General features: G+C 67.1%; 23 protein-coding genes and 2 tRNA genes. 11 read left to right on the top strand and 14 right to left on the bottom strand.

The features are described 5' to 3' along the window. Positions 1-25 precede the first annotated feature (25 nt). From IPK85_16370 to IPK85_16360, 3 genes are all read right to left on the bottom strand, one after another. Positions 26-493 (bottom strand): SRPBCC family protein, encoded by a 468-nt coding sequence (locus IPK85_16370; protein MBK8248953.1) that lies wholly within the window; start codon positions 491-493, stop codon positions 26-28. A gap of 53 nt (positions 494-546) precedes the next feature. Continuing rightward, a complete protein-coding gene (locus IPK85_16365; protein ID MBK8248952.1) occupies positions 547-1047 on the bottom strand; it encodes a hypothetical protein in 501 nt (166 codons plus the stop codon). Positions 1048-1109: 62 nt separating this feature from the next. Next, positions 1110-2171: an HDOD domain-containing protein gene (locus IPK85_16360; protein ID MBK8248951.1), complete on the bottom strand. Its 1062-nt coding sequence runs from the start codon at positions 2169-2171 to the stop codon at positions 1110-1112. Positions 2172-2644: 473 nt separating this feature from the next. On the opposite strand from IPK85_16360, the gene IPK85_16355 reads away from it, so the two are divergent. The 3 genes from IPK85_16355 (at position 2645) to IPK85_16345 (ending at position 10133) form a co-directional block, all read left to right on the top strand. Further along, positions 2645-4207, top strand: coding sequence for a S8 family peptidase (locus IPK85_16355; GenBank protein ID MBK8248950.1), 1563 nt, complete (start codon positions 2645-2647; stop codon positions 4205-4207). A gap of 161 nt (positions 4208-4368) precedes the next feature. Next, positions 4369-7566, top strand: coding sequence for a hypothetical protein (locus IPK85_16350; protein MBK8248949.1), 3198 nt, complete (start codon positions 4369-4371; stop codon positions 7564-7566). Positions 7567-7634: 68 nt separating this feature from the next. Further along, on the top strand, positions 7635-10133 hold the full coding sequence (locus tag IPK85_16345; GenBank protein MBK8248948.1) for a S9 family peptidase: 2499 nt from the start codon (positions 7635-7637) through the stop codon (positions 10131-10133). Here IPK85_16345 and idi read toward each other — a convergent pair. From idi to IPK85_16330, 3 genes are all read right to left on the bottom strand, one after another. Further along, entirely contained in the window at positions 10130-10687 is a 558-nt protein-coding gene (gene idi, locus IPK85_16340) for an isopentenyl-diphosphate Delta-isomerase (GenBank protein ID MBK8248947.1), read from the bottom strand. The genes IPK85_16345 and idi overlap by 4 nt on opposite strands. Beyond that, the gene (locus tag IPK85_16335) at positions 10684-12801 is read right to left on the bottom strand and encodes an Ig-like domain-containing protein (protein MBK8248946.1); all 2118 of its coding nucleotides are present in this window, start codon (positions 12799-12801) and stop codon (positions 10684-10686) included. The genes idi and IPK85_16335 overlap by 4 nt, the downstream gene beginning before the upstream one ends. A 71-nt stretch (positions 12802-12872) precedes the next feature. Beyond that, positions 12873-12946, bottom strand: a tRNA-Met gene (locus tag IPK85_16330). A gap of 413 nt (positions 12947-13359) precedes the next feature. Here IPK85_16330 and IPK85_16325 point away from each other — a divergent pair. Next, positions 13360-13593, top strand: coding sequence for a hypothetical protein (locus IPK85_16325; GenBank protein ID MBK8248945.1), 234 nt, complete (start codon positions 13360-13362; stop codon positions 13591-13593). Further along, entirely contained in the window at positions 13590-14045 is a 456-nt protein-coding gene (locus IPK85_16320; GenBank protein ID MBK8248944.1) for a prepilin-type N-terminal cleavage/methylation domain-containing protein, read from the top strand. Before IPK85_16325 ends, IPK85_16320 begins: the two co-directional genes overlap by 4 nt. 47 nt (positions 14046-14092) lie before the next feature. On the opposite strand, the gene IPK85_16315 is transcribed toward IPK85_16320, so the two are convergent. From IPK85_16315 to IPK85_16280, 8 genes are all read right to left on the bottom strand, one after another. After that, positions 14093-14166: transfer RNA gene (locus IPK85_16315), tRNA-Met, on the bottom strand. Between the two features lie 36 nt (positions 14167-14202). Next, positions 14203-14526: a septum formation initiator family protein gene (locus tag IPK85_16310; GenBank protein ID MBK8248943.1), complete on the bottom strand. Its 324-nt coding sequence runs from the start codon at positions 14524-14526 to the stop codon at positions 14203-14205. Continuing rightward, positions 14516-15796 carry a phosphopyruvate hydratase gene (eno, locus tag IPK85_16305; protein MBK8248942.1) on the bottom strand — a complete coding sequence of 427 codons (1281 nt, stop codon included), beginning with the start codon at positions 15794-15796 and terminating at the stop codon, positions 14516-14518. The genes IPK85_16310 and eno overlap by 11 nt, the downstream gene beginning before the upstream one ends. Beyond that, positions 15721-16608: a 1-acyl-sn-glycerol-3-phosphate acyltransferase gene (locus tag IPK85_16300; GenBank protein MBK8248941.1), complete on the bottom strand. Its 888-nt coding sequence runs from the start codon at positions 16606-16608 to the stop codon at positions 15721-15723. The genes eno and IPK85_16300 overlap by 76 nt, the downstream gene beginning before the upstream one ends. Continuing rightward, positions 16609-17556, bottom strand: a complete 948-nt coding sequence (gene thiL / locus IPK85_16295) for a thiamine-phosphate kinase (protein ID MBK8248940.1) — start codon at positions 17554-17556, stop codon at positions 16609-16611. It lies immediately after the preceding gene. Next, positions 17549-19075, bottom strand: coding sequence for an NAD(P)H-hydrate dehydratase (locus tag IPK85_16290; protein MBK8248939.1), 1527 nt, complete (start codon positions 19073-19075; stop codon positions 17549-17551). Before IPK85_16290 ends, thiL begins: the two co-directional genes overlap by 8 nt. 9 nt (positions 19076-19084) lie before the next feature. Then, the gene (locus IPK85_16285) at positions 19085-19273 is read right to left on the bottom strand and encodes a hypothetical protein (protein ID MBK8248938.1); all 189 of its coding nucleotides are present in this window, start codon (positions 19271-19273) and stop codon (positions 19085-19087) included. A gap of 42 nt (positions 19274-19315) precedes the next feature. Continuing rightward, positions 19316-19702 (bottom strand): hypothetical protein, encoded by a 387-nt coding sequence (locus IPK85_16280; GenBank protein MBK8248937.1) that lies wholly within the window; start codon positions 19700-19702, stop codon positions 19316-19318. 196 nt (positions 19703-19898) lie between these two features. Between IPK85_16280 and IPK85_16275 the strand changes: the two genes are divergently transcribed. From IPK85_16275 to IPK85_16250, 6 genes are all read left to right on the top strand, one after another. Then, positions 19899-20636, top strand: a complete 738-nt coding sequence (locus IPK85_16275) for a DUF1028 domain-containing protein (GenBank protein ID MBK8248936.1) — start codon at positions 19899-19901, stop codon at positions 20634-20636. After that, a complete protein-coding gene (locus IPK85_16270) occupies positions 20633-22498 on the top strand; it encodes a sulfatase-like hydrolase/transferase (GenBank protein ID MBK8248935.1) in 1866 nt (621 codons plus the stop codon). The genes IPK85_16275 and IPK85_16270 overlap by 4 nt, the downstream gene beginning before the upstream one ends. Then, complete coding sequence (locus IPK85_16265) at positions 22495-23034, top strand: hypothetical protein (GenBank protein MBK8248934.1); 540 nt, start codon at positions 22495-22497, stop codon at positions 23032-23034. The genes IPK85_16270 and IPK85_16265 overlap by 4 nt, the downstream gene beginning before the upstream one ends. 370 nt (positions 23035-23404) lie before the next feature. Further along, positions 23405-23638 (top strand): hypothetical protein, encoded by a 234-nt coding sequence (locus IPK85_16260; protein ID MBK8248933.1) that lies wholly within the window; start codon positions 23405-23407, stop codon positions 23636-23638. A 97-nt stretch (positions 23639-23735) separates the two neighbouring features. Further along, a complete protein-coding gene (locus IPK85_16255; protein ID MBK8248932.1) occupies positions 23736-24662 on the top strand; it encodes a proline dehydrogenase family protein in 927 nt (308 codons plus the stop codon). 137 nt (positions 24663-24799) lie between these two features. After that, positions 24800-25249 carry a hypothetical protein gene (locus tag IPK85_16250; protein ID MBK8248931.1) on the top strand — a complete coding sequence of 150 codons (450 nt, stop codon included), beginning with the start codon at positions 24800-24802 and terminating at the stop codon, positions 25247-25249. The last annotated feature ends 66 nt before the right edge of the window (positions 25250-25315 follow it).

Below are 25315 nucleotides of genomic sequence, written 5' to 3'. Positions count from 1 at the left end.
CTTCGACCGGCCGGGACGCACTCCGTTAACGCGAACCGTACTTGTCGCGGAACAGCCCCTCCACGGCGGCCCTGCGATACTCGAAAATGCCCCGGAGCTGCCGGCGCACGAGCGGAAGGGCGAGCGAGCCGAGCGCCCCGAACGGAAGTTCATAGCGGACCTCATCGTCCATCACGGTCGCATCCGGACCGTCCGAGCGGAAGCGGTGACTGTGCTCCCAGAGGGCGTACGGCCCCCGCTCTTGCACATCCACGAACCCCAGCGGGGGGTTCCACTCCGCGATTCGGGTCCGCCACTTCATCGGCATGCCATGGAGTCGAATCCGGTAGTCGATGCGAGCACCAGCCCGCATGTCCACCGGCAGTGGAGTCAGGATCTCAAACCCCAGCGAAGGCGGGGTGATGGCGGCGAGGTTCTCCGCGCGCGAGAAAAAGTCGAACACCTGCTCCACCGCATGGGGGAGGCGTTGCGAAACCTGCAGGAGGTGAGACATCGGCGGAGGGAGGGGTCACGCACCTAACGCGCCACCCCCCCTACCGGGTCCCGTCAGTGCAAGCGGCTCGAGGTTGCCTCGATGTGCGCCTCGGGGACGCACTTTCGATACGCGGCGACGGCGTGCTGCAACGCCAGGAGCGCGCTGGCCTCCAGGTCGTACTCCATCGCCAGGTCCTTCAGCTGCTCGGCCGAGTGCGCCGAGATGCGGCGCGACTTCAGGTCGACCCCGCTGTGACGGCGCTGATATTCGCGGCTGGCTTGCCAGAGCATCACGGCCTTGCGGTACCACTCCTCTTCCTTGGCCACCCCCACGCTCGGCGCCCCCTCGTAGGCGCTGATCGCCGCGAGGAGAAGGGTGTCGCAAGTGCTCGCCAGCTCGAGGGCGGAGTCCTGCTCGTCTTCGGCGGTGCCGGAGTCGACCAAGGCCGCATACCGCTGCCGCTGACGCACGCACTCCGTGGCCGCCCGATACAGGCGATCCGCCGGCGCGCGCGGGCCCACGATGATGGGGTTGTCTGAAGTGACAGGGGTCGGCTTGCGTGTGCGCGTCATGCGTCGGGGCTCCGGTTGGAGCGAGTACTATAGGAGCGCCCGACGCCTGCTGGTAGTGCGGGTCAGTCCCCCGCCCCCGTCGCTGCAGCCTCGGGCAGGTTCGCCACCAGGCGCTCCACCGGCTCGAGGGGCGCGTTCAGGGCCCCATCCCGCCACCAGTCGGCAAGCGGTGCGGATTCCTCCACCGCTTCGGGGCGTATGCGCCACAGGTCGAGCCGCTCAGCGACGTAGATCAGTTCGCACCGGGAATCGAGCATCTCCGGCACTGGTGAGCGTCGATGGGTCGCGATGGCATGCGCGACCTGCGCGCCAAGCCCCCATTGGAGCGCTGCGAGCCCGCCGAGGGTCTCGTGGAGGAACTGCAGCAGGAGGGAGGTCATCGCGGGCGGCAGGCGAACCTCACGCCGCAATTGGCGCCGCAATTCTCCCAGCCGGTCGAAAATGACCAACTTTCCCACGTCGTGTAGCAAGCCAAGGAGGTAGGCCTCGTCGGGGCTGACGCCGAACGGCTTGGACAGGTCCCTGGCGATCGGGGCGACCCGCACCATGTGCTCCCAGGTCATGTCCACCCATGACTGGAAGTGTCCGCCTGGCCGGCAGAGCAAGCCGTCAACCATGGTGCGCAACACCACATTGTGGACGCCGCTTGTGCCCACCCGATTGACGGCGTTCATGAGCGAGACCACGCGCCCGCCGGCGCCTGCATAAAACGCGGAGTTGGCGTAGCGGAGCAGCCCCTGACTCAGCCCGGGGTCCGTCTCGACCAGGGAGACCAGCTGGGACGCCGATGCACGCGGATCCCTCGACACGGACAGGGCGCGCTGAGCCGCGAGTGGCGGCTGTCGAACGACGGCGTCGAATCCGGCGGCCAGTCCATCGAGAAAGGCGGGAGCATCGCCCTCGCGGTCCTGTCGAGCGAGCGTCTCACGAACCGCCGCGATCCGATGGTTCACCTCCAGGGCGAGCCACGCATTCACGTCACCGACCTCACGATCTGGCAGTGTCGTCGTTCGCGCAGGCGGGTCGAGGAGCGTCGGAGCGACCGGTGCCGACGTCGTATTGGGACGCGACGGCGGCGACGCCGGCGGCGTGGGAGCGAGCCGTCGAAAGAAGTCTCGGAGCATGCAGTCGGTGCGAGTCCCCTGCGAGTATCGGCGTCCGCGACCGAGTTGTACACACTGCGTACATCGGCCAGTCTGACAACTTAATGTTCCTGTCAGTTACGTCATTCTGACCTACTCTGTGACGTAGATGACAAATCTTGCGGGGGAAAGTGCACATGACGCCAACGAAATCGCAGGCTGGGGAAAGTCCTAGTGGACAGACGCATTGGAATTTCTTACGTTCGTCGCGCGCATTGGTGTGGTGGCCGGGCCCGCGTTAGGCTCGGCGTTCTCTCAGCCCTGAGGAGGGTGACGCGGTGAAGCAAACTGGATTGTGGTCCCTGGCGGCATTGGCCGTCGTCGCGTGTTCTGACGCGAACTCGCCGTCGGGTCCGACCCGACTGGCGCCGTATGTGGAGTCGAACGGAGACCTGACCTCACAGGTGGTCCCCGGTGAGTACATCGTGGTACTCAACGACAACGTGGGTGATGTGATGGGGGCGTCGGTGACCTCGGGTGCCGAGGTGATGGCAACGTGGGACAAGGCCCTGCGTGGGTATGCCGTACGCGCCACGGCCGAGCAGCTCCGGGCAATCCGCGCCGATGCTCGGGTCAAGTTTGTTGAGCCGAACGGCCGCGTCAGCATCACCGCGACGCAGAGCCCGACGCCGTCCTGGGGCCTGGACCGGATCGACCAGGCGAACCTGCCCCTCGACAACAGCTACACCTACCCGTCGACCGCGGCCGGTGTGCACGTGTACACCATCGACACGGGCATCCTGCTCACGCACAACGACTTTGCCGGGCGCATGAGCAATGGGTTCGACGCGATCACCAGCGGCGGGACGGCGAACGACTGCCATGGTCACGGCACGCACGTGTCGGGAACGATCGGCGGCACCACCTACGGCGTTGCCAAGGGCGTCACGTTCCACCCGGTTCGCGTGCTGAACTGCTCCGGTTCCGGTACGAACACGCAGGTCATCAACGGGATCAACTGGGTCGCCGCAAACAAGATCCAGCCGGCCGTCGCCAACATGTCCCTTGGTGGTTCGTTCAGCGCGGCGCTCAACACCGCGTCGAATAACCTCGTGATCGCCGGCGTGGTGCTCGCGGTCGCCTCCGGCAACAGCAGCGCCGACGCCTGCAGTTTCTCGCCGGCCAGCGCAGACTCCGCGATCTCGGTGAACGCCTCGACGATCACGGATGCACGCGCGAGTTTCTCCAACTTCGGCACCTGCACGGACATCTTCGCGCCCGGTAACAACATCGTCTCGGACTACATCGGCAGCAACAGTGCGACGGCGACGCTCTCCGGTACCTCGATGGCTTCCCCCCACGTTGCCGGAGCGGCCGCGCTCTACCGTGCCGCGAACCCCGGCGACACCCCCGGCCAGGTGAAGGCCGCGCTGCTCGCCGGCGCCACCGTTAACAAGATCACCAACCCGGGTGCCGGCAGCCCGAATCGCCTCCTCAACATCCAGTTCATCGGCGGCGGCGGTGGCGGCAACCAGCCCCCGACGGCGGACTTCACCGTCACTTGCACGGCTGGCGTGAACTGCATCGCCAACGCCAGCCCCTCCACGGATGACGGTGGCTTCGGCAACCTCACGTTCGCCTGGGCAAACAACGTAGGCCGCCCGGCGAAGACAGCGAATCCGGCGACCTACAACTACAACGCGGGCAACCCGTCAAAGAACACTTTCAACCTGACCTTGACGGTGACCGATGCCGGTGGACTGACGAGCAGTGTCACGAAGGCAGTTGTCATTCCGCCGGCCAGCGGAGGGAACATGCCGCCGGTCGCGGACTTCACCATCACTTGCACGGCGGGGGTGAAGTGCGTCCTCAATGCCTCGAGCTCGACCGACGACAACGGCCTGGGCAACCTGACCTTTGCGTGGACCGCCACCGGCGGCCGCCCGAGCAAGACGGGCAATCCGATCCAGTACCTGAAGGCGGTTTCGGGGTATCCCAACACCTTCGACGTCACGCTGACGGCGACAGACGCTGGCGGTCTGACGAACGCGATCACCAAGACCGTCACGATCCCCTGAGTGCCAGTTCCTGTTCCCTCGACCGGCCGGGCTCCTCGCGAGTCCGGCCGGTTGTGTTTCCCCCCAACGACATCGCAGAATCGACCGTATTGCCGACATGGGTCGCCTGACGCTCGCGTGCCCCGGCGCCCATTATTCCAGCACCACACCACCCCATCCTCATGCGTCCGATCTCCCCCTCGCGTGCTGTAGCGGCACTGTCGCTCGCCGTCGTCTGCGGTGTCGCCACCCCCAGCCTCGCCCAGACGCGCGCGGTCGCCGCAACCGCCCCGCTGAACGGCACCCCCGAACTTGAGGCGATCCGTCGCGTCCAGTGGCGCTCCATCGGCCCGGCAAACCAGGCAGGACGCATCCCGCTCATCGTCGGCATCCCCGGCGATCGCTCGACCTACTACGTCGGCGCCGCGGCCGGAGGGCTGATCAAGACCACCAATGGTGGCGTGACCTTCGAGCAATTGTTCGACGACAAGGACAACGCATCGATGGGCGACCTGGTCGTCTCGCCGTCCAACAAGAACATCCTCTACCTCGGCACCGGCGAGGGGAACCCTCGCAACTCGGCCTCTGTCGGGAACGGTGTCTACAAGTCGGTGGACGGCGGGCGCAGTTGGCGCAAGATCGGACTTGAGAACACCGAGAAGATCCCTCGGATGCGGATCGACCCGTACGATCCGAACATCGTGTACGTCTGCGCCCTCGGCGCTACGTGGGGTCCCTCCGACGAGCGCGGCCTCTTCAAGACCGTCGACGGCGGCAAGACGTGGAAAAAGATCCTGTACAAGGACAACCTCACCGGCTGTTCGGACGTCGACATCGACCCCACCAACTCCGAGATCGTCTGGGCCGGGATGCATCGACACCAGCGCTATCCGTGGTACTTCACCTCCGGTGGCGGTGAGACGGGCATCTACAAGTCGATCGACGGTGGCGAGACCTGGGAGAAGCTCAGCGGCAAGGGGAACGGCCGCGGGCTTCCCGAGGGCGACATGGACCGCGTAGGTGTCTCCGTGCATCGCGCCGACCCGAACATCGTCTATATGATTTCGGAGACGAAGACCGAGGGTGAGTTGTGGCGCACGGACGATGCCGGCAAGACGTGGCGCACGGTCAGCCGCGACCCCAACATCAACTTCCGCCCCTTCTACTACGCCGACGTCCGCGTTGACCCGAAAAATCCGAACATCGTCTGGACATTGTCCGGATCCCTCTACAAGTCCGAAGACGGCGGCCGCACCTTCGCCAGCATCCGGGCCGACATCCACGGCGACCACCAAGCGATGTGGATCGACCCCACCGACCCCAATTACATCCTCGAGGGTTCCGACGGCGGGTGGCAGCGTTCCTATGACGGCGGACGCACCTGGGAGGTGGAAAACACGGTGGCGTTCTCCCAGTTCTACCATATCAACCTCGACAACGAGAAGCCGTATAACATCTGTGGCGGGCTGCAGGACAACGGCCACTGGTGTGGCCCCTCGCGCACCCTCACCGAAGGCATTCGCAAGCGAGACTGGGTGACCGTAAGCGGTGGCGACGGGTTTCACGCCGTCCCCGACCTCGAGAAGCCGTGGTTGGTCTACTCGGCGTCGCAGGGTGGCGGCATTGTCCTCACGGACATGCGCACGGGCGAACAACGCTCCATTCACCCGTACCCGTATCGCACCGGCTCCGCCGGCGACTCCCTGGCGCACCACAAGTTCCGCTTCAACTGGAACGCGCCGATCGTGCTCGATCCCAAGGACTCGAAGACGGTCTACTTCGGCGGAAACGTCATCTTCAAGACGACCAACTACGGGCAGACGTGGACGCAGATCTCCGGCGACCTCACCACGAACGACAAGAGCAAGCAGCGTCTCTCCGGGGGCCCGGTGGTCCCGGACAACACGGCGGCCGAGTTTCACTCCACGCTGCTGACGATCGCGCCGTCGCCGAAGAACAGCAACGTGATCTGGGCCGGTTCCGACGACGGCAACATCCAGGTCACTCGCGACGGCGGCAAGACGTGGACGAACACGGTCCGCAACATCCGCGACCTGCCGGCAGCCGCGTGGATCTCGACGATCGACGCGTCACCACACGCGGAAGGCACCGCCTTTGTCGCCGCCTCGCACTGGCAGACCGGTGACTACACACCGTACGCCTACATGACGACCGACTACGGGCAGACCTGGACTCGGATCACGGGGAACCTCCCCGGCCGCGGATGGGTCCACGTCGTGCGTCAGGACCCGAAGAACGCGAACCTGCTCTATCTGGGCACCGAATTTGGCGTCTTCGCGTCGTGGGACCAGGGCAAGCGGTGGCACAACCTCCGCAATGGCCTCTCGGCGGCCCCGGTGCGCGACCTGCTGGTTCACGCTCGCGACAACGATCTCATCATCGCGACGCATGGGCGCGGGCTCTACGTCTTCGATGACCTCGCCATCCTCCAGCAGCTTGGGCAGGCGATGAACACCGACGTCGCGATGTTCGATCCCGAACCCGCCACGCGCTGGGTGACGTGGAGGCTCGAGGCCAACGTCGGGCAGAAGTACTTCAGCGCAGAGAACCCACCGACTGGGGCCGTCCTGTCGTACCATCTCAAGGCACCGACCCCAGACGCTCGCCTCGTCATCAAGGACAATACCGGAAAGGTCGTCCGCAACATCCGGCGCATCCCCGCCTTGGCGGGCGTCAACACCACGACCTGGGATTTGCGCTACGACCTTCCCGGCGGGGGCGACGGCATGGACGGCATCCCCGCCGAATTCGCGGCGCAGGCACGCCGGTTTGGCTTTGGCGGTGGGCCTCAGGTGCTCCCTGGTGACTATACCGTGACCCTCGTGGCCGGCGGGAAGGAGGTCACGAAGCCCGTGCGTGTCGAACTCGACCCGCGCGCCACCGTGACCACGGCCGACCTCGTGGCCCAGCGCGACGCCGCAATGTCGCTGGCCGACCTGTCGAACAACGTCTCGGGGATCCTGAATCGGACAAACAACCTGATGAACCAGCTCACGGGGTTGATCGACAACATCAAGCGCAACGCGCCGAACGAAAGGGAGGCGCTGAATGAGGCCGAGACGTCACTGAAGGAGTTGCGTGAGTTCCGCGACACCAGGATCACGCGCCCGATCCAGGGGCTCGGCTACCGGCAGTATCCGCGGCTCCTCCAGGAGGTGCAGTCCCTGTCCGGATCCGTCTCCCGCGGCATCTCACGACCGACGGACGCCCAGGTCGACCGCCAGGGAGAGCTCGTGAAGGAGACCAGCGACACGCAGCAACAGCTCAACACGATCGTCAACACCCGGATCTCGAAGTTGAACCAGCTGCTGAAGAACCTGCCGCATATCGTGCTTCCCGGCGGCGGCATCATCTCGTAGCCGCACCATTGACGCGCCTCGGCAACGGCCGGGGCCCAGGGTCTACTCCCTCGAACACTCGGTCCCTCATGCGCTCCACGCCACTCGCTGCCCTCCTCTTCGTCGCTCCCGCCATCCTGTCCGGCCAGACGTCGCCGATGGCGCCGGCTCCCGCCCGCGTGCGTGCGAACTGGGAACTTGCCGAGAAGTTCAACCCGGAGGCGATGCGACGGGTGACCTACAGCACCGCAGTCGCGGCCCGGTTTGTCGGCAAGACCGACTCCCTGTGGTACAACTGGCGCGACGAGGCAGGCACCCGCTTCATGCTGGTGTTCCCGCCGACCAAGGTGAAGCAGCCGTTGTTCGACCACGTCAAGCTCGCCGCGGCGCTGGCCACGGCCCACAAGAAGCCCTATGAGCCGAACCGGCTCCCCTTCACGACACTCAATTTCACCAAGGACCACAAGGCGATCCGCTTCACGGTGGACACCGTGCGGTACGAGTGGTCCCTCGCCGGGGAAGCGCTGCGCGCCCTGGGACGTCCACCACGCGGAGATTCGCTCCCACCAGATGAAGAGCGGAGCGAGGGAGGCGGCGGACAGGGCGGCGGTGGCGGTGGCGGTGGCGGGCAGTTCGGCAACCAGCAAGGCGATTTCCGTAATTGGTCCCCCGACAGCTCGGCCTTCGTCTTCGCGCGTGACCACAACCTGTATCTGGTCGAGAAGGGACGCACCGACACCCTGAAGATCTCCACCGACGGAGAGAAGAACCGTTCCTTTGGGTTCCGGGACACCACGCAGACGCAGCAGCAAGACGACTCCACCCAAACGCAGGGCGGCCAGGGCCGCAATCGGGACCCGCGGGTGCGCGCCAACGTCACGTGGTCGCCGGACAGTCGGGCCTTTGTGATCACGCGGAATGACGCCCGCAAGGTGAAGGAGCTCTACCTGGTGAATGCGCTGGCGACCCCGCGCCCCGCCCTGGTTTCCTACAGCTATGCCATGCCGGGGGAAGCGGATGTGGCGCAACAGGAGCTCTACCAGTACCGACGCGGCGAAACGGCGGTGAAGGCGGTCGCCGTGGGCAAGTGGCGCGATCAGCGCCTCTTCTTCCAGCATTGGCCGTCAGGCTCGGACCGCTTGCGCCTCGTGCGACGCGATCGCCTGCAGCGCAATCTCGAACTCATCGAGGTCGACCTGGCCTCAGGTACGATCAAGACCCTGATCACGGAATCGGTCGACAACGCCAACCTGGAGCAACAAGCGCCGCGGTACACCAAGACCGGCGGCGACATCATCTGGTGGTCTGAACGGTCCGGCTGGGGCCACTACTACCTGTATGACCACAACGGGACGTACAAGAAGCCCCTGACCTCGGGCGCCTGGCGCGCCGACCAGGTCGCCCAGATCGATACCACGGGTGGCGTCATTTTCATCAGCGGGGTGGGACGCGAGGCTGGTGAGAACGTGTACCAGCGGCACCTCTACCGCGTGAATGCCGACGGGACGGGGCTCGCCCTCCTCGACGCCGGGGACGCCGACCACCAGGCCATCATGCTGCCCACGCGTCGCTACTTCGTGGACAATGCCTCGCGGCCCGACCTCCCGCCGAAGGCCCTCGTGCGCGACGCCATGGGACGCCAGGTCATGGAACTGGAGTCGATGGACCTCGCCCAGCTCAAGGCGATGGGCTGGCGGGCGCCGACCCCCTTCCTCGTCAAGGCCGCAGACGGCACCACGGACATCTACGGCAACATGTGGAAGCCGTTCGACTTTGACTCCACGCGCAAGTACCCAATCATCGCCAGCATCTACCCCGGCCCGCAGACGGAACAGGTCAACGTGGGATTCAACGCCGGGGGAACGCAGCAGCAACTCGCGCAGCTCGGCTTCATTGTCATCCAGATCGGCAACCGCGGCGGCAACCCGCTGCGCTCCAACGCCTACCAGAACTACTCGTACTTCAACCTCCGGGACTACGCCCTCGCCGACAAGAAGGCGGGCATCGAGCAGCTCGCCGCGCGGCATTCCTTCATCGACATCGATCGCGTGGGGATTTTCGGCCACTCCGGCGGCGGTTTCCTCACCGGGGCCGCGCTCTTGCTGCCCCCCTACAATGACTTCTTCAAGGTCGGCGTGTCGTCTGCCGGCAACCACGACAACAACATCTACAACCAGAACTGGAGCGAGCAGTACCATGGGCTCCGCGAGGTCCCCGTGCGCGCGGATAGCGCGCGCCGACGGACGGCCACCGCAGCGTCCGGACGTTCTCCGGTGAGCGACGTCCAGCCAGCCGGTGACAGCACGCGCTTCGAGATCAAGGTGCCGACCAACGCCGAACTCGCCGGTAACCTGAAGGGACGTCTCCTCCTGGTGCACGGCGACATGGACAATAACGTGCACCCGGGCGGGACGATCCGGCTCGTCGAGGCGCTGATCAAGGCAAACAAGCGGTTCGACATGATGATCCTGCCGGGCAAGCCGCACGGCTTCGGCGACATGCAGCCCTACTTCAACCGGATGCTCATGGAGTACTTCGCCGAGCACCTCCTCGGCGACTACTACCGGGCCGGCGCGACGATTCGTTAGGTCGTCAACGGACCACCGGGCAGAACACGCGCTGCCCGGTGGTCGATCACGAGGGGCAACAACAGGCGAAACCACGGCGTATAGGCGGCGGGGTCAGCCTCCACGGCGAGCTGCAGCGCATCAAGCGGCTGCCACGCAACCCCCGACACCTCCGCCGCGACGGGCGCAAGCGGGCCTGCCAGCCGCGCCGTGAACACGTGGTCGAATTCGTGCTCGACCAGTCCGTTCCCGACTGCCGCGTGGTAGACCAACGGGAAGGCGCGTGTCACGTCGGCCAGCTCCGCCCCCAGTTCCTCTCGGGCCGCGCGCCGCACCGCCGCCTCCAGGGATTCCCCGGCACGGGGGTGCGTGCATGCCGCGTTGGACCACAGCCCACCGCTGTGGTACTTGCCGTCGGCGCGCTGCTGGATGAGCCACCGCCCATCCGCATCAAAGACGAATACGGACACCGCCCGATGGAGCAGGCCCTGTTCGTGAGCGGCCAGCTTCTCGCAGCGACCGACCTCTTCATCGCGGTCATTGACGAGAATGACCTCGACGACGGACGCAGTCACCGCCGCACCAGACGGGTGTCGCCGTTGCTGAACCGCGCCTGCAGCTGCGAGGTACGCGTCCGCAACACGCCGTGTCCACCCCGCGCGAATGCCAGCACCTCACCCGTCGCGGCGTCACGCAGCAACACCTCGGCGACCCGCGAGGCGTCCCAGCTGACCGCGACCTCCCCATCAGCACCAGGGCGCAACGTCAGGCGCGGCGTGGGAGCGGTATCGAGCGACCGCGTCACCGTCCGCCGTACCCCGTGCAGCCGTACCGCAGCGACGTTGGCGTGCGCCGGCACCGCGATGCGCCCCACCACGCTCTCAGCGCCTCCGTGATCCGCCTCGAGCACCGGCAACCAGCCGGACGCAACGACCGCGCCGTCGGCACCCAATACCTCAACACGCACGCCTCGCCCCCGCACAGTCGCTGATGGGTCACCGGCCTCGACGAGAAATGGTGCGTCCAGCCGCGGCGATTCGCCCAATTCACCACGCACAAGCACGGCACGGTCCCCCGTCCCCCCACCGGCTGACGACAGGACGCTCCGGCCCTCCATCATCTTTCGATAGTTGTACTCGCTGATCCACAGTGGACGGCAATAGCTCATCAAGTCCCTTGTCGCGGGCGATTGGTATTCTCCGCGCCCCCCGGTCGACGCACTCCACGCGTCCCAGCCCGCCACCCCGATCTCCGCCTCGGGAAATGGATATCCGGGGTCCGGGTTGGCCGGCCCGCCGCACGGCGCGTGCGGGCGCCCGAAGTTGTGCCCGAGCTCGTGGGCCACGGTCTCCCGCGCCGCCGACTCACGATTGAACCACCCCACCTGCACCGAAACCGCCGTGCGCCCGCTGATGAATCCGAAGCCGCTGAACTGAACGAAGGTGATCCCTGCGCCGGGCCGGATGACTCCGTAGTAGTGGCCGCGATAGCCGTCGAGCTGGCGCTTGGCCTCCACCTCGCGCAGGATCGACCGCCATGCGGCGTCCTGCCCCCCACCGAACGCGACATTCGTGGTGAACGGTGCCCCAACACGCGCGTTGACCTGCCCAAGGGGCAGGACCTGGCGGGTCGTGATCAAGTACTGCTCAACATTCGCGGCAGTCACGTTGCCGATCACCCCGCCGTCCGCACCGAGCACGATCGGGATGAAGGTGATGTCCAGTGGTGGGACCTCCGTGACAGTGAAACCACGACCGCCCAGGCGAGGGAACCTGTTGTTGCCCCGGTCGGGATCGGGCACCCGGGCGTCCGGGTCAGCAACGACGTGACACGTAAGTCCCGTGCCGATGCGCGCATTGGGCACCAGCCACTGGGCCGCCGGGCTCCCCGTGCGAGGAACGGCGTCGAGCGGCGACTCGAGGCGGACACTGTCCTTCCACTGCTCGACCCCCACCTCGTCCGCACAGCTCGCCCGCAGCCACGCCAGAGGGGCCAGGGGGGCGTCTGCCGCAACAAATGCACTCAGGAGGACCGGGAGCCCGCCGCGAATCATCGGGACCGTCCCGGAGTCGTTCTGGATGACCTGTGCTGCTACCAGCTCGGTCACGCGCAAGTCGAGCGACCCGCGGACCCTCAACGACGTCGTGAGGGTCGCCGTGTCCAGCTGCACGCGCACATTCGTGACCCCGGCACCCACCGCTCGGAGGAGTCCCGTCTGGTCGATCCGCGCGACCGAAGAGTCACTGACCGTCCACACCGGGGCCCAGCCCAGAGCCTCCGTCCCTTCGGCGTCGAGTGGGCTCGCCCGGTAGCTGATGGACGCCCCCACGAGCACCTCATCAGGAAGCCCAGCACCCAGGACCACTCGGGCGACTCTCGGCCGCTCCGCAGTCAGGATGACTTGGGCATTTTTTCCGCCGGCTGTCGCCGAGATTGTCGCCGTTCCGGCGGCGACGGCAGTGGCCACCCCGGTTGACGCCACGGAGATAAGCGTGGGCGCGCTGGATGCCCAGGTTACCGGCACCGAGATGATGGCGCCCTTGGCATTGTAAGTCAGGGCGGTGAGGCCGCGGCTCTCGCCGAGCTTGAGGGAGGCAGAAGCCGGACTGACCTCGACCCTGGCGACCCCAGCTGTGTTGGTCGGGGGGTCCCCCCCGCATGCGGCGCTGAGCGAAAGCGCCGACACCATAAAACCGCGAACGTACCAACGGGCGGTGCGTGCCACCGAAATGACCACCCCTTCGCGCGAGGGCAAGAAAATAGCTGGGGCCGGATTCGAACCGGCGACCCCGGCATTATGAGTGCCGTGCTCTAACCACCTGAGCTACCCAGCCGATTTCGCTCTGAAAGCGAGGAGGAAGCATAGCGGGACTGGGGCGCGGAGCCTAGCCCTGTGCCGATGGAGAGTCGGGTTTTTGACGGAAGCTGCCGAGAATGAAGGGGAGGAGCCCTATCATGTCCATACCACTCGCCAGAACCCAAACCAACCGGCCGCCCCATGCGCGGCAGCCACCGGACGGCGTCGTGTCGGGTTTGGTTGAAGAGTTCATGGAGGAAAAGCGGGAGGAGAAGCGTCAAGACACCGAAGCGGCCGCCCGGCAGCGCCTCCGCGACCGCGTCCGCCGCCCGATTTTCGTTGCCATCGTCGTCGCCTTGTGCGGTGCCGCCTGGTTCGCCCCGCTCCCCACCCGAGCCCCATCGGGCCCCGCCCCCGCTGGCATACCGCCTCGCGAGCGGTCGCCTCGCCTTGAACCTTGCCGCTCGGCGCATTGACGCCTTTGCCTCGCGTCACGGCCGCGTCCCGGCCACGCTCCTTGATGCGAACGTCAGCGAACCCCACATGGTCCTTCGCGCGCTCGGCACCAAGGACTACGTGTTGCAGCTGCAAGTCGGCACGGTAGTGTTGACCTATGACTCCTCGATCGCGCCAGCTATCCAGAGCGACGATGCCTCCACCATCCTTCGCACCACACTCCGATGAGGCCACGACGAGGGTTCTCCTACATTGAGCTGCTGGTCGTGCTCACCGTGATCGGCATCATCACGCGTATCGCCGTACCGCGCATGTGGGAGGTCCGCAAGCGCGCGCAATCACGGGCCGCCGTGGCGGATGTGCGGGTAGTCCGGGATGCGCTCTTGTCGCACCAGACCGATCGCGGTGCCTTTCCTGGCGAGGCGCCATCGGGGATGATCCCCTCGGGCTTGCAGAGTTTCCTGCCGGCGGGGTTCGCGTTCACCCGGGACGACTACACCCTGAACTACGAGTACTGGGCAGCCTCGGGCCCCTCGCCCGCCATGATCGGTGTGGCCGTGGAGACCGCCGACTCAACCCTCGCCAACGAGGTGCGAAAACTCGGCGCCTCCGGGCTGCCGCATCTGCTCGTGGGCACGCGGACCGTGTTCATCCTCTCGGGCCTGGACGGCGTGAGCTGACAAACACAAACGCGACCCTTTGGGGGGCCGCGTTCATGGTACTGCCATAGCGGGGGCGGGATTTGAACCCGCGACCTTCGGGTTATGAGCCCGACGAGCTACCAGGCTGCTCCACCCCGCGTCAGGAAAGCCGAATCTAGGCTCCCACTCCCCCAAGTCAAGGCTTGGCGCGCGCGCTGTCGTCGATAAATCGGTAGACGATCTCCTTGTCGCCACGCACCATGCCATACATCTCGCGCGCGATACGCTCCTGTACCACGGGGTCGCTGCGCAAGCTCACCTGCATCGAGCGCAAGGAATCAATGTCGCGCTGCAGGGAATCCACATCGTGTTGGAGGGAGTCCGCCCGCGCCCGCTGACGGAACAAGTCGACCGACGAGTACTCCCCGCCCTGCACCGCAAACACCAGGGCCGCGACCACGGCGAGGCCGGCCAGCCAACGCGCGCCGCGCGCGGGCCGGCCAGCACGACTAGAGGCCATAGATCGCGCCACCCGGGTACTCGGCCGCCTCACCAAGCTGCTCCTCGATGCGCAGGAGCTGGTTGTACTTCGCCACGCGATCGGTCCGCGACGCCGATCCCGTCTTGATCTGCCCTGCCCCCGTCCCGACCGCCAGATCGGCGATGAAGGTGTCCTCGGTCTCCCCGCTCCGGTGGGAAATCACCGAGAGATAGCCCGCGGCGCGCGCCATCTCGATCGACTCCAGGGTCTCCGTGAGGGTCCCGATCTGGTTCACCTTGATCAGGATCGAGTTACCCACGCCCCCCTCGATGCCCCGCGCCAGACGCTCGGTGTTGGTGACGAACAAGTCGTCCCCTACCAATTGGCAGCGGTCGCCGAGCTGCGCGGTGAGGAGCGCCCAGCCCTCCCAGTCATCCTCGGCGAGCCCGTCCTCGATGGACACGATCGGGTACGTCTCGAGCCACTTGGCATACAGCTCCACCATGCCGCGGGCATCGCGCGTGCCACCGCCGCTCTTCTTGAACGTGTACTGTTTGCCCTTGAATAGCTCGGACGCCGCGCAATCCAGTGCCAGCGCGATCTCCTTGCCCGGAGCGTATCCCGCGGCCTCAATCGCCTCGATCACTACCTTGAGCGCCTCTTCGTCGTTTGGCAGGTCGGGCGCAAATCCCCCTTCATCGCCCACCCCCGTCGACAGCTTTCGCTTCACCAGCACCTTCTTGAGGGCGTGAAAGACCTCCGCGCCCATGCGGAGCGCATCGGCAAAGGTCTCCGCACCCACCGGTACGATCATGTACTCCTGGAAGTCCACGGTGTTGGTCGCATGCGCCCCGCCATTCAGGATGTTCATGAGCGGCACGGGCATCGTCCGCGCCATCGGGCCGCCGAGGTAGCGGTAGAGCGGCATCCCACTCTGCACCGCCGCCGCGCGCGCCACGGCCATGGACACCCCAAGGATCGCGTTGGCGCCCAGCTTTCCCTTGTTTGGCGTGCCATCCAGCTCGATCATCGCCCGGTCGATCCCGAGTTGGTCCAGGGCATCGCGGCCACGCAGGGCCGGGCCGATCTTCTCGACCACGTGCCGAACCGCCTTGGTCACCCCCTTCCCCAGGTACCGCTTCGCGTCGCCGTCTCTCAGCTCAAGGGCTTCGTGTTCCCCGGTGGATGCACCGGAGGGCACCGCGGCCCGCCCGGCGGCGCCGCTCTGCAGGGTCACGTCGACCTCGATGGTCGGGTTACCACGGCTGTCGAGGATCTCCCTCGCCTGGATATCGAGAATGCTGGACATGGGTGATAGTGAGTAGTGAGTCGCGCGCCGCCGGCCGTCGAGACCGGGCCGCGCTCGTAATCTGCAGAATCGGACGGCCGCGGACCGCCCGCCGGACTTGGGATGCCGTACTCCCGCTCCAGGGTGGCCGCCATCCGCTCCCAGGTGACGCGCGAGAGCGCATCACGTCCCGCATAATCGAGCCCTGCGGTTGGTATCGGCTCCAGGAAGTGCAGGTGCACCTCCCCCCGCGAAACGCGGAGGCTGCCCCGCCGCTGAACCTCCCGGGTGCCGTAGACCAGGGTTGGCACGACCGGTACGCCTGCCGCGATTGCGAGGACGAAGGGCCCCTTCTTGAACGGCCGCAGCGCGTAGCTGTCGCCGCGTGTCCCCTCCGGGTGCACCACCACCGAGACGCCCTCGCGGATCCGCGCCGCCGCCGTCTCATACCCGGCGAAGGCCGCCTTGCGGTTCTGTCGGTCCACGAAGATGAACCCCGCGGCACGCATGGCGCGCCCGAAAATCGGGATCCGCTCCAGCTCGGATTTCGCTACGAACTTGTAGTGATGCAGGACCGAGGCGAGGCTGAACACGTCGAACCACGAGACGTGGTTCGCCGCATACACGCGCGGACCGGCCACAGCGGGCCCCTCGTGATGGACCACGACACGGACGCCGGCGGCCTTGCACAGAAGCCACCCCCACAGGCGCGGCGCCACATCGAACACCCCGCCGGGAACGTCGCGCGCGCCGAGCAGGGAGGCCACGATGACCACCGTCCCGATGATGGGCGTCGCGACGGCGATGGTGAGGAGGACGAGAAGAGTGCGCACTTACCTCGAAAAGTGGTCGTGCCCACCGGGCAGGTCAACGCGCACGCCATCATCGAGGGCGACAACACCCCCACTCGGCGCCGCCCGAACGACCCCCAGCCGGGTGAGCGGCACACCAAACGCCCGCGCGAACGCGTTCACGTCGACCTCCCCGCGCATGGCGACCAGCAGCTCGTATTCCTCACCACTCGACACGGCCTCGCGCCACCCGATGTCCGACGGCCGCGGCACCCGAGCGAGATCCACCCGCACCTCGCACCCTGACGCCGCCGCCAGGTGATGCAGCTCGCTGGAGAGCCCATCCGAAATGTCGATCATCGCGGCCGCGCCACGCTCCGCCAGCCACAGCCCTTCCGCCACCCGAGCGCGAGGGGCCGCAAACCGATCTCGCGCCCAACGACTGGGAGGCACCCCCGCTCGCCAGGCGTCGAGCGCCATGCCCGGACCGCCGAGCACCCCGGTCACGTAGACCGAGTCCCCGGGCCGCGCGCCGGCTCGTCCGAGGGGCGCAGGGCCACTCCCGATGACGGTCACGCCAACCACCAGCTGCGAGGCACGCGTGAGGTCGCCCCCCACAATACGGGCGCCGTGCCCCACTTCGCGGACCGCGTCGCCCACCCCGTCGGCGAGGTCCTCGACGGTTGACCTCTGATCGGGGGGCAGCGCGAGTGTCAGCACCACCGCGCGCGGCGTTACCGCCGCTGCAGCCAGGTCACTCAGCGCCGCCATCGTCGCGCGACGCCCAACCTCGCGTGGCGAGATCCACTCGCGCTGGAAGTGGACCCCTTCGACCGACGAATCCGTGGAGACAACGACCCGTTCTCCCTCCGGAATTGGTACAGGCCCGGTGTCATCCCCAACGGCAGCCGCGAGATCGCCCCACCGCGCGAGCATGCGTCGGATCAGGTCGAACTCACCGCCCGGCCCCATGGCGACGTGCTCAGGCACGTGCGGCGGCCCGAGGAAGACACGCGAGGACGTGCTCGGTACCCGAGTCGTCGGCCGCAACCCAAGCAGCGGGAAGAGCGCGGATCACGTCGTCCAGTGTGCGGCCGCGCCAGCGACCCTCAGCGGCCGCAAGCTCACCGGCGCGCCCATGTACGAAGGCCGAAGCGACCGCGCTGACGACAGGGTCACCGGTCTGCGCCAACAACGCGCCCGCCATGCCGGACAGCAGGTCACCACTGCCGCCAACACCAAGGACAGGCCCCCCACGTGGCACGACAAAGCACGCAGCCCCGGTGTCCACGAGGGTCGGAATCCCCTTGAGGAGCACTACCGCTCCAGACTGGGTGGCGATCGCCCTGGCGGCGGCGAACGGATCCGCCTTCACCGCAGCGGTGGGGATGCCCAGGAGCCTTCCGGCTTCGGCCGCATGCGGGGTGAGGAGGGTGCAGCGACCTGCAAGGAGACGCCGAAATTCCGGGAGACGACCCTGCAAGGCCGTCAGCGCGTCGGCATCCAGCAGCACCGGACCGGGGAACGCCTCCAGCCACGACAGAACCCGCTCGCGGGCCGCGGCAATCCCGAACCCGGGACCCAGCACAAGCGCCTGCCCCCAGCCGACCTCAGCACTCGACTCTGCTCCGGGGCTTGGCCAGGGAATACAGCTTGCCTGCGGAGCGCCCGCGTTGACAGCGCTGATCGACGACGAATGGACGTAGCAACGCACCATCCCCCCCCCACTCCCAAAGGCCCCACGACTTGCCAGGATGGTGGCGCCGGCCATTCCCTCTCCTCCGCCCACGAGCATTAGCCGTCCCCGCTCGAGTTTGGTCGCGAGTGCCCCAGGATCGGGCAATGCGTGCGCCAACCAGGCCTCGACCGCTGCGCCGGGGACCACTCGTTCGGGCCGTGGCAGCCCGATGTCGAGGCAGACCAGTTCCCCGACCAAATCGCGGCGCATCAGCTGCCCTCGTTTCCACGCGCCGAAAGTGACGGTCAAGTCCGCCTCCAGGCACCCATCGGCGGCAGCTCCTGTGGTCGCGTCCAGACCTGAGGGCAGGTCCACGGCAACCCGCAGCGCTGACGGCGTGGAGCGAAGAAGTCGGGCCCCCCCGCTGAGTTCCTCGCGGATCGGTCCGCGGGTTCCGGTGCCGAGCATGGCGTCGATCACTACATGTGGATTCTCGACCACCGAAGCCATGTCGTTGGGACATAGCGATTTTGCCCGCGCGGCATCAGGTGTTACAGGAACGAGCCCGTACACCGCGACTTCGCAACCTGCCCGAGCAAGGGTTGCCGCGGCAACCCATCCATCGCCCCCGTTGTTGCCGCTGCCGACCACCACCTGGATGCGCTTGTGGCGGAGCGTGGGGTCCCTGAACAAAAGCAGATGCGCCAGGCGTTCCCCTGCCCGGCGCATCAGTTCAAACGAATTGGTGCCCGCCGCGACCGCCGCCGCATCCAACGCACGGGACTCGTCGGCGGTGAGGACCGGGATCAGCCAGCGTTCCCAGGACTCCACCGTCTGGGCCTACTTCTGGGACTGCCCAACCGTCCGACCAAACGAGATTTCCCCGTTATCAATCCGGATATTGAATCCGCATTCTGGATTGCTGCACACCCAGGCCTTGTAGGTGATGGGCGCGCCGTCACGGCCGTAGTCCGACAGGGGAAGCAGCACTCCCTTCCCGCACTTGATACACGATGTGAAGTTGTTCATCCCGACCCGCGCCCTCCCGGCGCAAAGAAAAATGGTTCTTCCCTAGCTGAGGTTGGCTGCGCTCCAGGGGTACGCTCCATCAAATGCGGCATCGAAATCGAAGACGCGCTGAAAATCCAGCCGAGAGTCTGACGGCTGGCTCATGAGCAAGCCGAGCTCGACCATGGTAAAGACGATGTCCCCGACGTCCTCGGTGCAGCCCACACCCCAGTGCTCTAGCACGAGCCGTGCCGTGACCCCAAAGCGCTCCAGCGCCAAGTCCCGCACGGCCCACGCCAGCTCGCGACCGTCAATGTGTCGCCGCTCAGTCAGGCGGGTTTGCTGGAACTCCAGCGCCGCCAGCACAAACAGGTAGGCGTGCTCGTGGAACCGGGCCTCTCGAGCCCGGATCTGCTCCCAGATTCCATCCCGAAACGCAATCTCGGGCACGTGGTTAGTCGGTCAGCGTGAGTCCAGCGAAGTCCTGCCTGAGCAACGGGCGGTATAATGCCCATTGGGGGGGTCCGGCACAATGCCGCATCTCCCTGAAAGTGTCGGCCCACCGGCCTCGTGCTTGACGCGGCGCCGCGAGGAGGGAGAGACTCCCTTCCGCCTCCTTTCCCGGATCTCATGCGCCGTCTCTTCGTTGGCCTGGTTCTCGCAGTCTTCGTTAGGCCCTTCGGCGGCCCAGGAGCCCCAGTGCCGCTCCCCGTGGCCGCCCGTCGCCACCTTCTCGATCCTCGGGTACGATCCGGAAACCGGTGAGGTCGGGGCCGCCGTGCAGAGTCGCGTGTTCTCCGTGGGCAACGGGGTCTTGTGGGGCGAAGCAGGCGTCGGCGTGGTGGCCACCCAGGCCATCGTGGACGTGAGCTACGGTCCGCAGGCCCTCGCCCTGCTGCGGCAGGGGGTCAAGCCTACCGATGTCGTGCGCCGCGTATGGGAAGGGGATCCCGACCCACGACCGGAACAATGGACGAAGCTCGGGCGGCAGTTCTCGGTGATGAGCGCGACGGGCGAGGTGGCCACCTACACCGGGCCCAAGGCGAGCACCTGGGCCGGCCACAAGATCGGGAAGTTTTGCTCGGCGCAAGGGAACATTCTTGCGGGCGAAGCGGTGGTGAACGACATGGTCGCCGCCTTCGAGCGCACCCCCGGCCACCTGAGCCTGAGGTTGCAGGCGGCGCTGGAGGCGGGCCAGGCCGCGGGGGGTGACACGCGCGGCATGCAATCCGCCGCCATGTTGATCGTCAAGAAGGACGCCGGGGTCTGGCTGCACAATGACGTCGTCCTCCGGCTGCAGGTTGACGACAACCCGGAACCCATCAAGGAGCTGCGGCGCCTAGTGGAGAAGGCCGCGGAGCAACGGACGCGCATCAGACGATGACCGAACATACGCACGACGAACCGGGGCTCGGCCTGGCACTGCGTGGGAGCCTCGCTGCGGCGTTGGCCTTTGGCGTCGCGGAAGCCGCCAACGCGATCCGGCGGCATCGGCTGGATCACCTGCCCACCGGGGGATACGTCGCGGGCGAGGTCTTCTGGATGGCCCCGGTCGCTGCAGTGTTTGGCCTTGGGCTCGTCGCGGCGCTCTACCTGGGCCTCCGCCCGGTGTTGCCGCGCCGATTCGCCCCGACGCAGGCGGTCCTCGGGATCACGGTCAGCCTAGGCGCCTTTGGGTTGCTGACCGCCATGTCGATCGGGTTAAGCTGGTGGTCTGCCGGGATACTTGCGATCGGCCTCGGCGTTGTCGTCCAACGCGCGTTTGCCCGGTGGCCGGCGGCGATGGGCCGACTCTCCTCAGTGGGGATCGTGATCGGGACCACCATCGCGCTTGGCGCCACCGTGTTGCCGGCCTGGATGCGCACCCGGGAGGAGCGGGCCACCTACGCCGCCTTGCCACCCGCCACGGAGAATGCCCCGAACATCCTGGTGCTCATCTGGGATACCGCGCGCGCCCAGAACATGTCGCTGTATGGCTACCCGCGGCAGACCACGCCGGTCCTCGACAGCCTGGCCGCGCACGGCCTGGTGTTCGATCGCGCGTTCGCAACCTCCCCGTGGTCCCTGCCCTCGCATGCCTCGATCTTTACCGGGCACTATCCGCACGAGCTCACGGCCGGGCCCCGAATCCCGCTGGATCGCACCCAACTGACCCTCGCCGAGCACTTCGCGTCAAAGGGGTATGCCACGGCCGCGATGACGGCGAACCTGTTCTACGGCTCCCCGGACTACGGCATTGATCGCGGATTCTCGCGGTACGACGCGCGGCCACCGATCAACTGGCGCTCGATTGCCCATACGTGGATCCTCTCCCGGCGCGTGGCGCTGCTCACGCGGCAGGCGCTCGGGAACCATGACACACTGTTACGACGGCGTGCGGAGCACGTCAACAGCTCTTTCCTGTCCTGGATGGACACGCACGAGGGCCGTCCCTTCCTCGCGGTCCTGAACTACTTCGACGCCCACGAACCTTACCGGGCACCGGCCCCATACGACACGAAGTTCGCGGCCCTGGGCGCGCGTTACTGGGCGGACGAGACCTTGAACGCGGCCGATTCCAGCGTGCTGCGCCAGCTGCGCGACATGTATGACGGCGGGATCGCCTACGATGATTTCGCCCTGGGGCAGCTCCTCCAGTCACTCCGCGAGCGGGGGCAGTTGGATCGGACCATCGTGATCGTGACATCGGATCACGGCGAGGAATTTGGGGAACGTGGCCCGACCCTGCTCGGCCACAATCGCAGCCTCTACCGGCAAGCCCTCCATGTGCCGATGGTCATCGTCGGCCCGTCCCGCGGTGTCCCCGTCGGACGGAGCTCGGCAGCCGTCAGCATCCGCGACATCCCGACCACTCTTTCGCAACTCTCGTTTCCTTCCGAGCCGTCCCGATTCCCGGGTCGCTCGCTGGTCGACGCCGCGCGAGACACCAGCAGCACCAGCCCGCCGGTCCTGGCCATGACCGAGAAGCATCGGTGGGCGCGCACCGGCACCGAAGGGTGGCCCACCTCCTGGGGCTCCCTTTTCTCGGCCTTGAGCGTGACGCACCAGTACCTCGTCGATGGGCGCGGCGAGGAAGGGCTCTACGATCTCCTGCACGACCCGTTTGATGGAACAAACCTCGCGCCGGACAGTACGCAACGCCTGGCGCTGAGCCAGCTCCGCCGTGCGCTCGATGCCGGTGTAGGTCCTCCGGCCACGCGCGTCGCCCGACGCGGTGCGCGACCACCCAAGCCCCCTGCCCCATGAGCGCGACACGTCTCACCGGGATGTTCCTCGCAGCACTCGCGTTGTCGTCGGCACCCGTCGAGGCGCAGCGCGGCCGGCTTCGCGTGGCGCTGCCCGCTTTTGGAGCACAGGTGGTGCTCGACACCATCGGCGACGTGCAGGTGGTGAAGGCGCCGCCGGGCAAAGTGTTCACCGCCGCCACGATGGTGATGCAGAACCTCATGATCCCGATCGACGTCTCGGACTCGGCCACCGGGATGCTGGGGGCGGCCAAGCTCGTGCGCAGCCGCAACCTGGCCGGCCAGGCGCTGTCGCGCTTCCTCGAGTGCGGGTCCAACATGACAGGCCCGCGGGCGGACACACACCGCGTGCAGATGCCGCTCCTCCTCCTCATGGATCCCGGCGACGAGGGATCCACCCGCCTCCGCATCGCCCTCGTGGGCAGCGCGCAGGACAACTCGGGCACCTCGAACTCCCCGGTCATGTGCGGGAGCACGGGCGGGCTAGAGAACCTGCTGCGCACCGCAATCGGCAAGCAACTGCTGGAGCTGCCGTGACCCGTGCGGCGCCGCTCCTGCTGCTGCTCCTCGGCGCGACGCTCCCCCCCCCCCCCCCCCGCACACCCCCCCCCCCCCCCCCCCGGGCTCCCCCCCCCCCCCCCGGGGGGCCCCCCCGGGCCAGGCGCGCACCTTTGCCGGCCCCCGGGACCGCGTCTTCGCGGCCGTCGACAGTGCGCTGGGATCGTTAGGCCTTCCCCGCGATGTGCGCGACGCCGCGTCCGGCCTGTCGGCCCGGCCTGAAGACGCAGCGCCCCGCTGCCCCCTGGCTGGCTGGGTGGGCGCGCGCCCCGCGTGTCTCCTGGGCGTGACCCCGAGCGGCCAGGAACGGCGAAGGATCCAGGGACGATTGCCCGACGGGAGCTCCCTGGTGGTCTTCGCGCGCTCGCGACCTGACACGGGGGGAATCACGCGGGTGGAGTTCGTACGCACCCGGAACGGCGTGCAACGCGGCTATACGTGGGACGCCGACGGCAACGTGACGACCGGGGTGGATTGGACTCCGGACCGATCGCGCGCGACGAGCTTTCCTGTGCCGTCGGGCGGCCCGGTGCCGCAGGCGCTGCGCGGGCTGGGGCGCCGCGTGATCGCGCGCTGCGGGTAGGCCGCGGCAATTGGTGAGGCCCCGGGTGCGGCGTTAGCTTCACGCACCCCTGCGGCGAGTGGAGATTCGGCCGCAGCGCCTACCTCGCGCTCAATCCATGTCCATCGCCCGTAACCTCCTGCTGCGTGCGTCCAAGAGTCCCTGGCTCGCCCGCCAGATGACCCAACGTGCCTTTGCCAGGCGCGCCGTCCGCAAGTTCATGCCCGGCGAAGAACTGAACGACGCCCTCGGCGCCGCGACGACCCTCCAGAACGGAAAGATCGGGAGCATCATCACGCGGCTTGGTGAAACCCTGACCGGGGAAACGAACACCGACAGCGTCCGAGAGCACTACATCGGCGCGATGGCCGAGATTGCACGACGTGGACTCTCCACGGTCATCTCGATCAAGCCGACCCAGCTCGGGCTGGATAACAGCGTGGCCGAATGTGGCCGACAACTGGAGGTCCTGGCGCAGGCCGCCCAGGAGCACGGGGCGTTTATCTGGATGGACATGGAAGACTCCTCCTATGTCGACCGGACGCTGGACCTGTATGAGCGCGTCAAGTCGGTATACCCCAAGACCGGGTTGGCGATGCAGGCGTACCTGTACCGCACGCCGAAAGACCTGGAGCGCCTGATGCCCCTTCAGCCGGTCGTTAGGCTGGTGAAGGGAGCGTACGCGGAACCCGCGAACGTGGCCTTCCCGAAGAAGGCGGACACGGATGCCGCGTTCGTTGAGCTGGGCGAGACCCTGCTGGCCGCATCAAAGGAGGGGAAGGCCCTGCCCATCTTCGGGACCCACGACATGAACGTCGTGCACCGGTTGGTGGGTCGTGCCCGTTCGATGCAGCTGACGCGGGAGCAGTTCGAGGTGCACATGCTCTACGGCATCCGCAGCGCCGAGCAGCGCGCCCTGACGGCCGACAACGTTGGCGTCCGCTGCCTGATCTCGTACGGAACGAACTGGTTCCCGTGGTACATGCGCCGCCTCGCAGAACGTCCCGCGAACGTCTGGTTCGTGGTCAAGAGTACCTTCGCCTGACGTTCGTGTCCGCCTGGGCGGGGGCGTCGGCGGGCCGGCGCTGTACAAGGCCGGTCCTTGCCTGCCTCGCGATCGGCGTGGTGTCCTGCGACGCCCCGGCCCCGCCGGCAGATCAATCACGGTCCGCGGGACTCCCGGTGGCGGAGCTATCGCTCCCCGCACAGGTCGCCGTGTACGAAGCCGCGGTCCGTGCGGCGTTTGATGTAGGCCCGGACCTGTACCTGGTGATTCACGAGCGGCGGTTGCCCCGCGGTGCCGGAACGGAGGGCGGCGATTCCCTGCCGCAAGCGTTAGGCGAGGCCCTGCGCCAGGCCGGTACCGTCCAGGGCGCCTGCAACCCCGTGCGCGATGGTGACCAGCGCGCCCCTCGGTGCACGGCTGCGAAGAGTGGCTATGTGATTCGTGCCACGGAGGTCTTTCAGGGTAGCGGCGACACCCTGCGCCTCAACCTGCACTCCGAGCTGTTCGCGGCCGCGTCCGGACCGGGCCAGGAACCCTTCGCCTTCGAGATGGCGTACAAATTCGTCCCGCGCGGGGACGGCCGCTTTCGCGTCGTCGCCGAGGGCCGGGTGCGCGAAAAGGAATAAGTGCGCGCACGTGAGCGGCCCCTCGCCGTGTGAGTGAACCTCGGGTTAGGTTCCCGAGGTCGACGC

The sequence above is a fragment of the Gemmatimonadota bacterium genome, assembly GCA_016712265.1.
Classification (GTDB): domain Bacteria; phylum Gemmatimonadota; class Gemmatimonadetes; order Gemmatimonadales; family Gemmatimonadaceae; genus RBC101.
Note: the sequence above shows the minus strand (reverse complement) of the source record. Positions and strands in the feature narration are given on the sequence as shown.

Excerpts from the sequence above, each read along its gene's own strand:
- IPK85_16370 (MBK8248953.1), bottom strand. The coding sequence starts at position 493 with ATGTCTCACCTCCTGCAGGTTTCGCAACGCCTCCCCCATGCGGTGGAG.
- IPK85_16365 (MBK8248952.1), bottom strand. The coding sequence starts at position 1,047 with ATGACGCGCACACGCAAGCCGACCCCTGTCACTTCAGACAACCCCATC.
- IPK85_16360 (MBK8248951.1), bottom strand. The coding sequence starts at position 2,171 with ATGCTCCGAGACTTCTTTCGACGGCTCGCTCCCACGCCGCCGGCGTCG.
- IPK85_16355 (MBK8248950.1), top strand. The coding sequence starts at position 2,645 with ATGGGGGCGTCGGTGACCTCGGGTGCCGAGGTGATGGCAACGTGGGAC.
- IPK85_16350 (MBK8248949.1), top strand. The coding sequence starts at position 4,369 with ATGCGTCCGATCTCCCCCTCGCGTGCTGTAGCGGCACTGTCGCTCGCC.
- IPK85_16345 (MBK8248948.1), top strand. The coding sequence starts at position 7,635 with ATGCGCTCCACGCCACTCGCTGCCCTCCTCTTCGTCGCTCCCGCCATC.
- IPK85_16335 (MBK8248946.1), bottom strand. The coding sequence starts at position 12,801 with ATGGTGTCGGCGCTTTCGCTCAGCGCCGCATGCGGGGGGGACCCCCCG.
- IPK85_16320 (MBK8248944.1), top strand. The coding sequence starts at position 13,590 with ATGAGGCCACGACGAGGGTTCTCCTACATTGAGCTGCTGGTCGTGCTC.
- IPK85_16310 (MBK8248943.1), bottom strand. The coding sequence starts at position 14,526 with ATGGCCTCTAGTCGTGCTGGCCGGCCCGCGCGCGGCGCGCGTTGGCTG.
- eno (MBK8248942.1), bottom strand. The coding sequence starts at position 15,796 with ATGTCCAGCATTCTCGATATCCAGGCGAGGGAGATCCTCGACAGCCGT.
- IPK85_16285 (MBK8248938.1), bottom strand. The coding sequence starts at position 19,273 with ATGAACAACTTCACATCGTGTATCAAGTGCGGGAAGGGAGTGCTGCTT.
- IPK85_16270 (MBK8248935.1), top strand. The coding sequence starts at position 20,633 with ATGACCGAACATACGCACGACGAACCGGGGCTCGGCCTGGCACTGCGT.
- IPK85_16265 (MBK8248934.1), top strand. The coding sequence starts at position 22,495 with ATGAGCGCGACACGTCTCACCGGGATGTTCCTCGCAGCACTCGCGTTG.
- IPK85_16255 (MBK8248932.1), top strand. The coding sequence starts at position 23,736 with ATGTCCATCGCCCGTAACCTCCTGCTGCGTGCGTCCAAGAGTCCCTGG.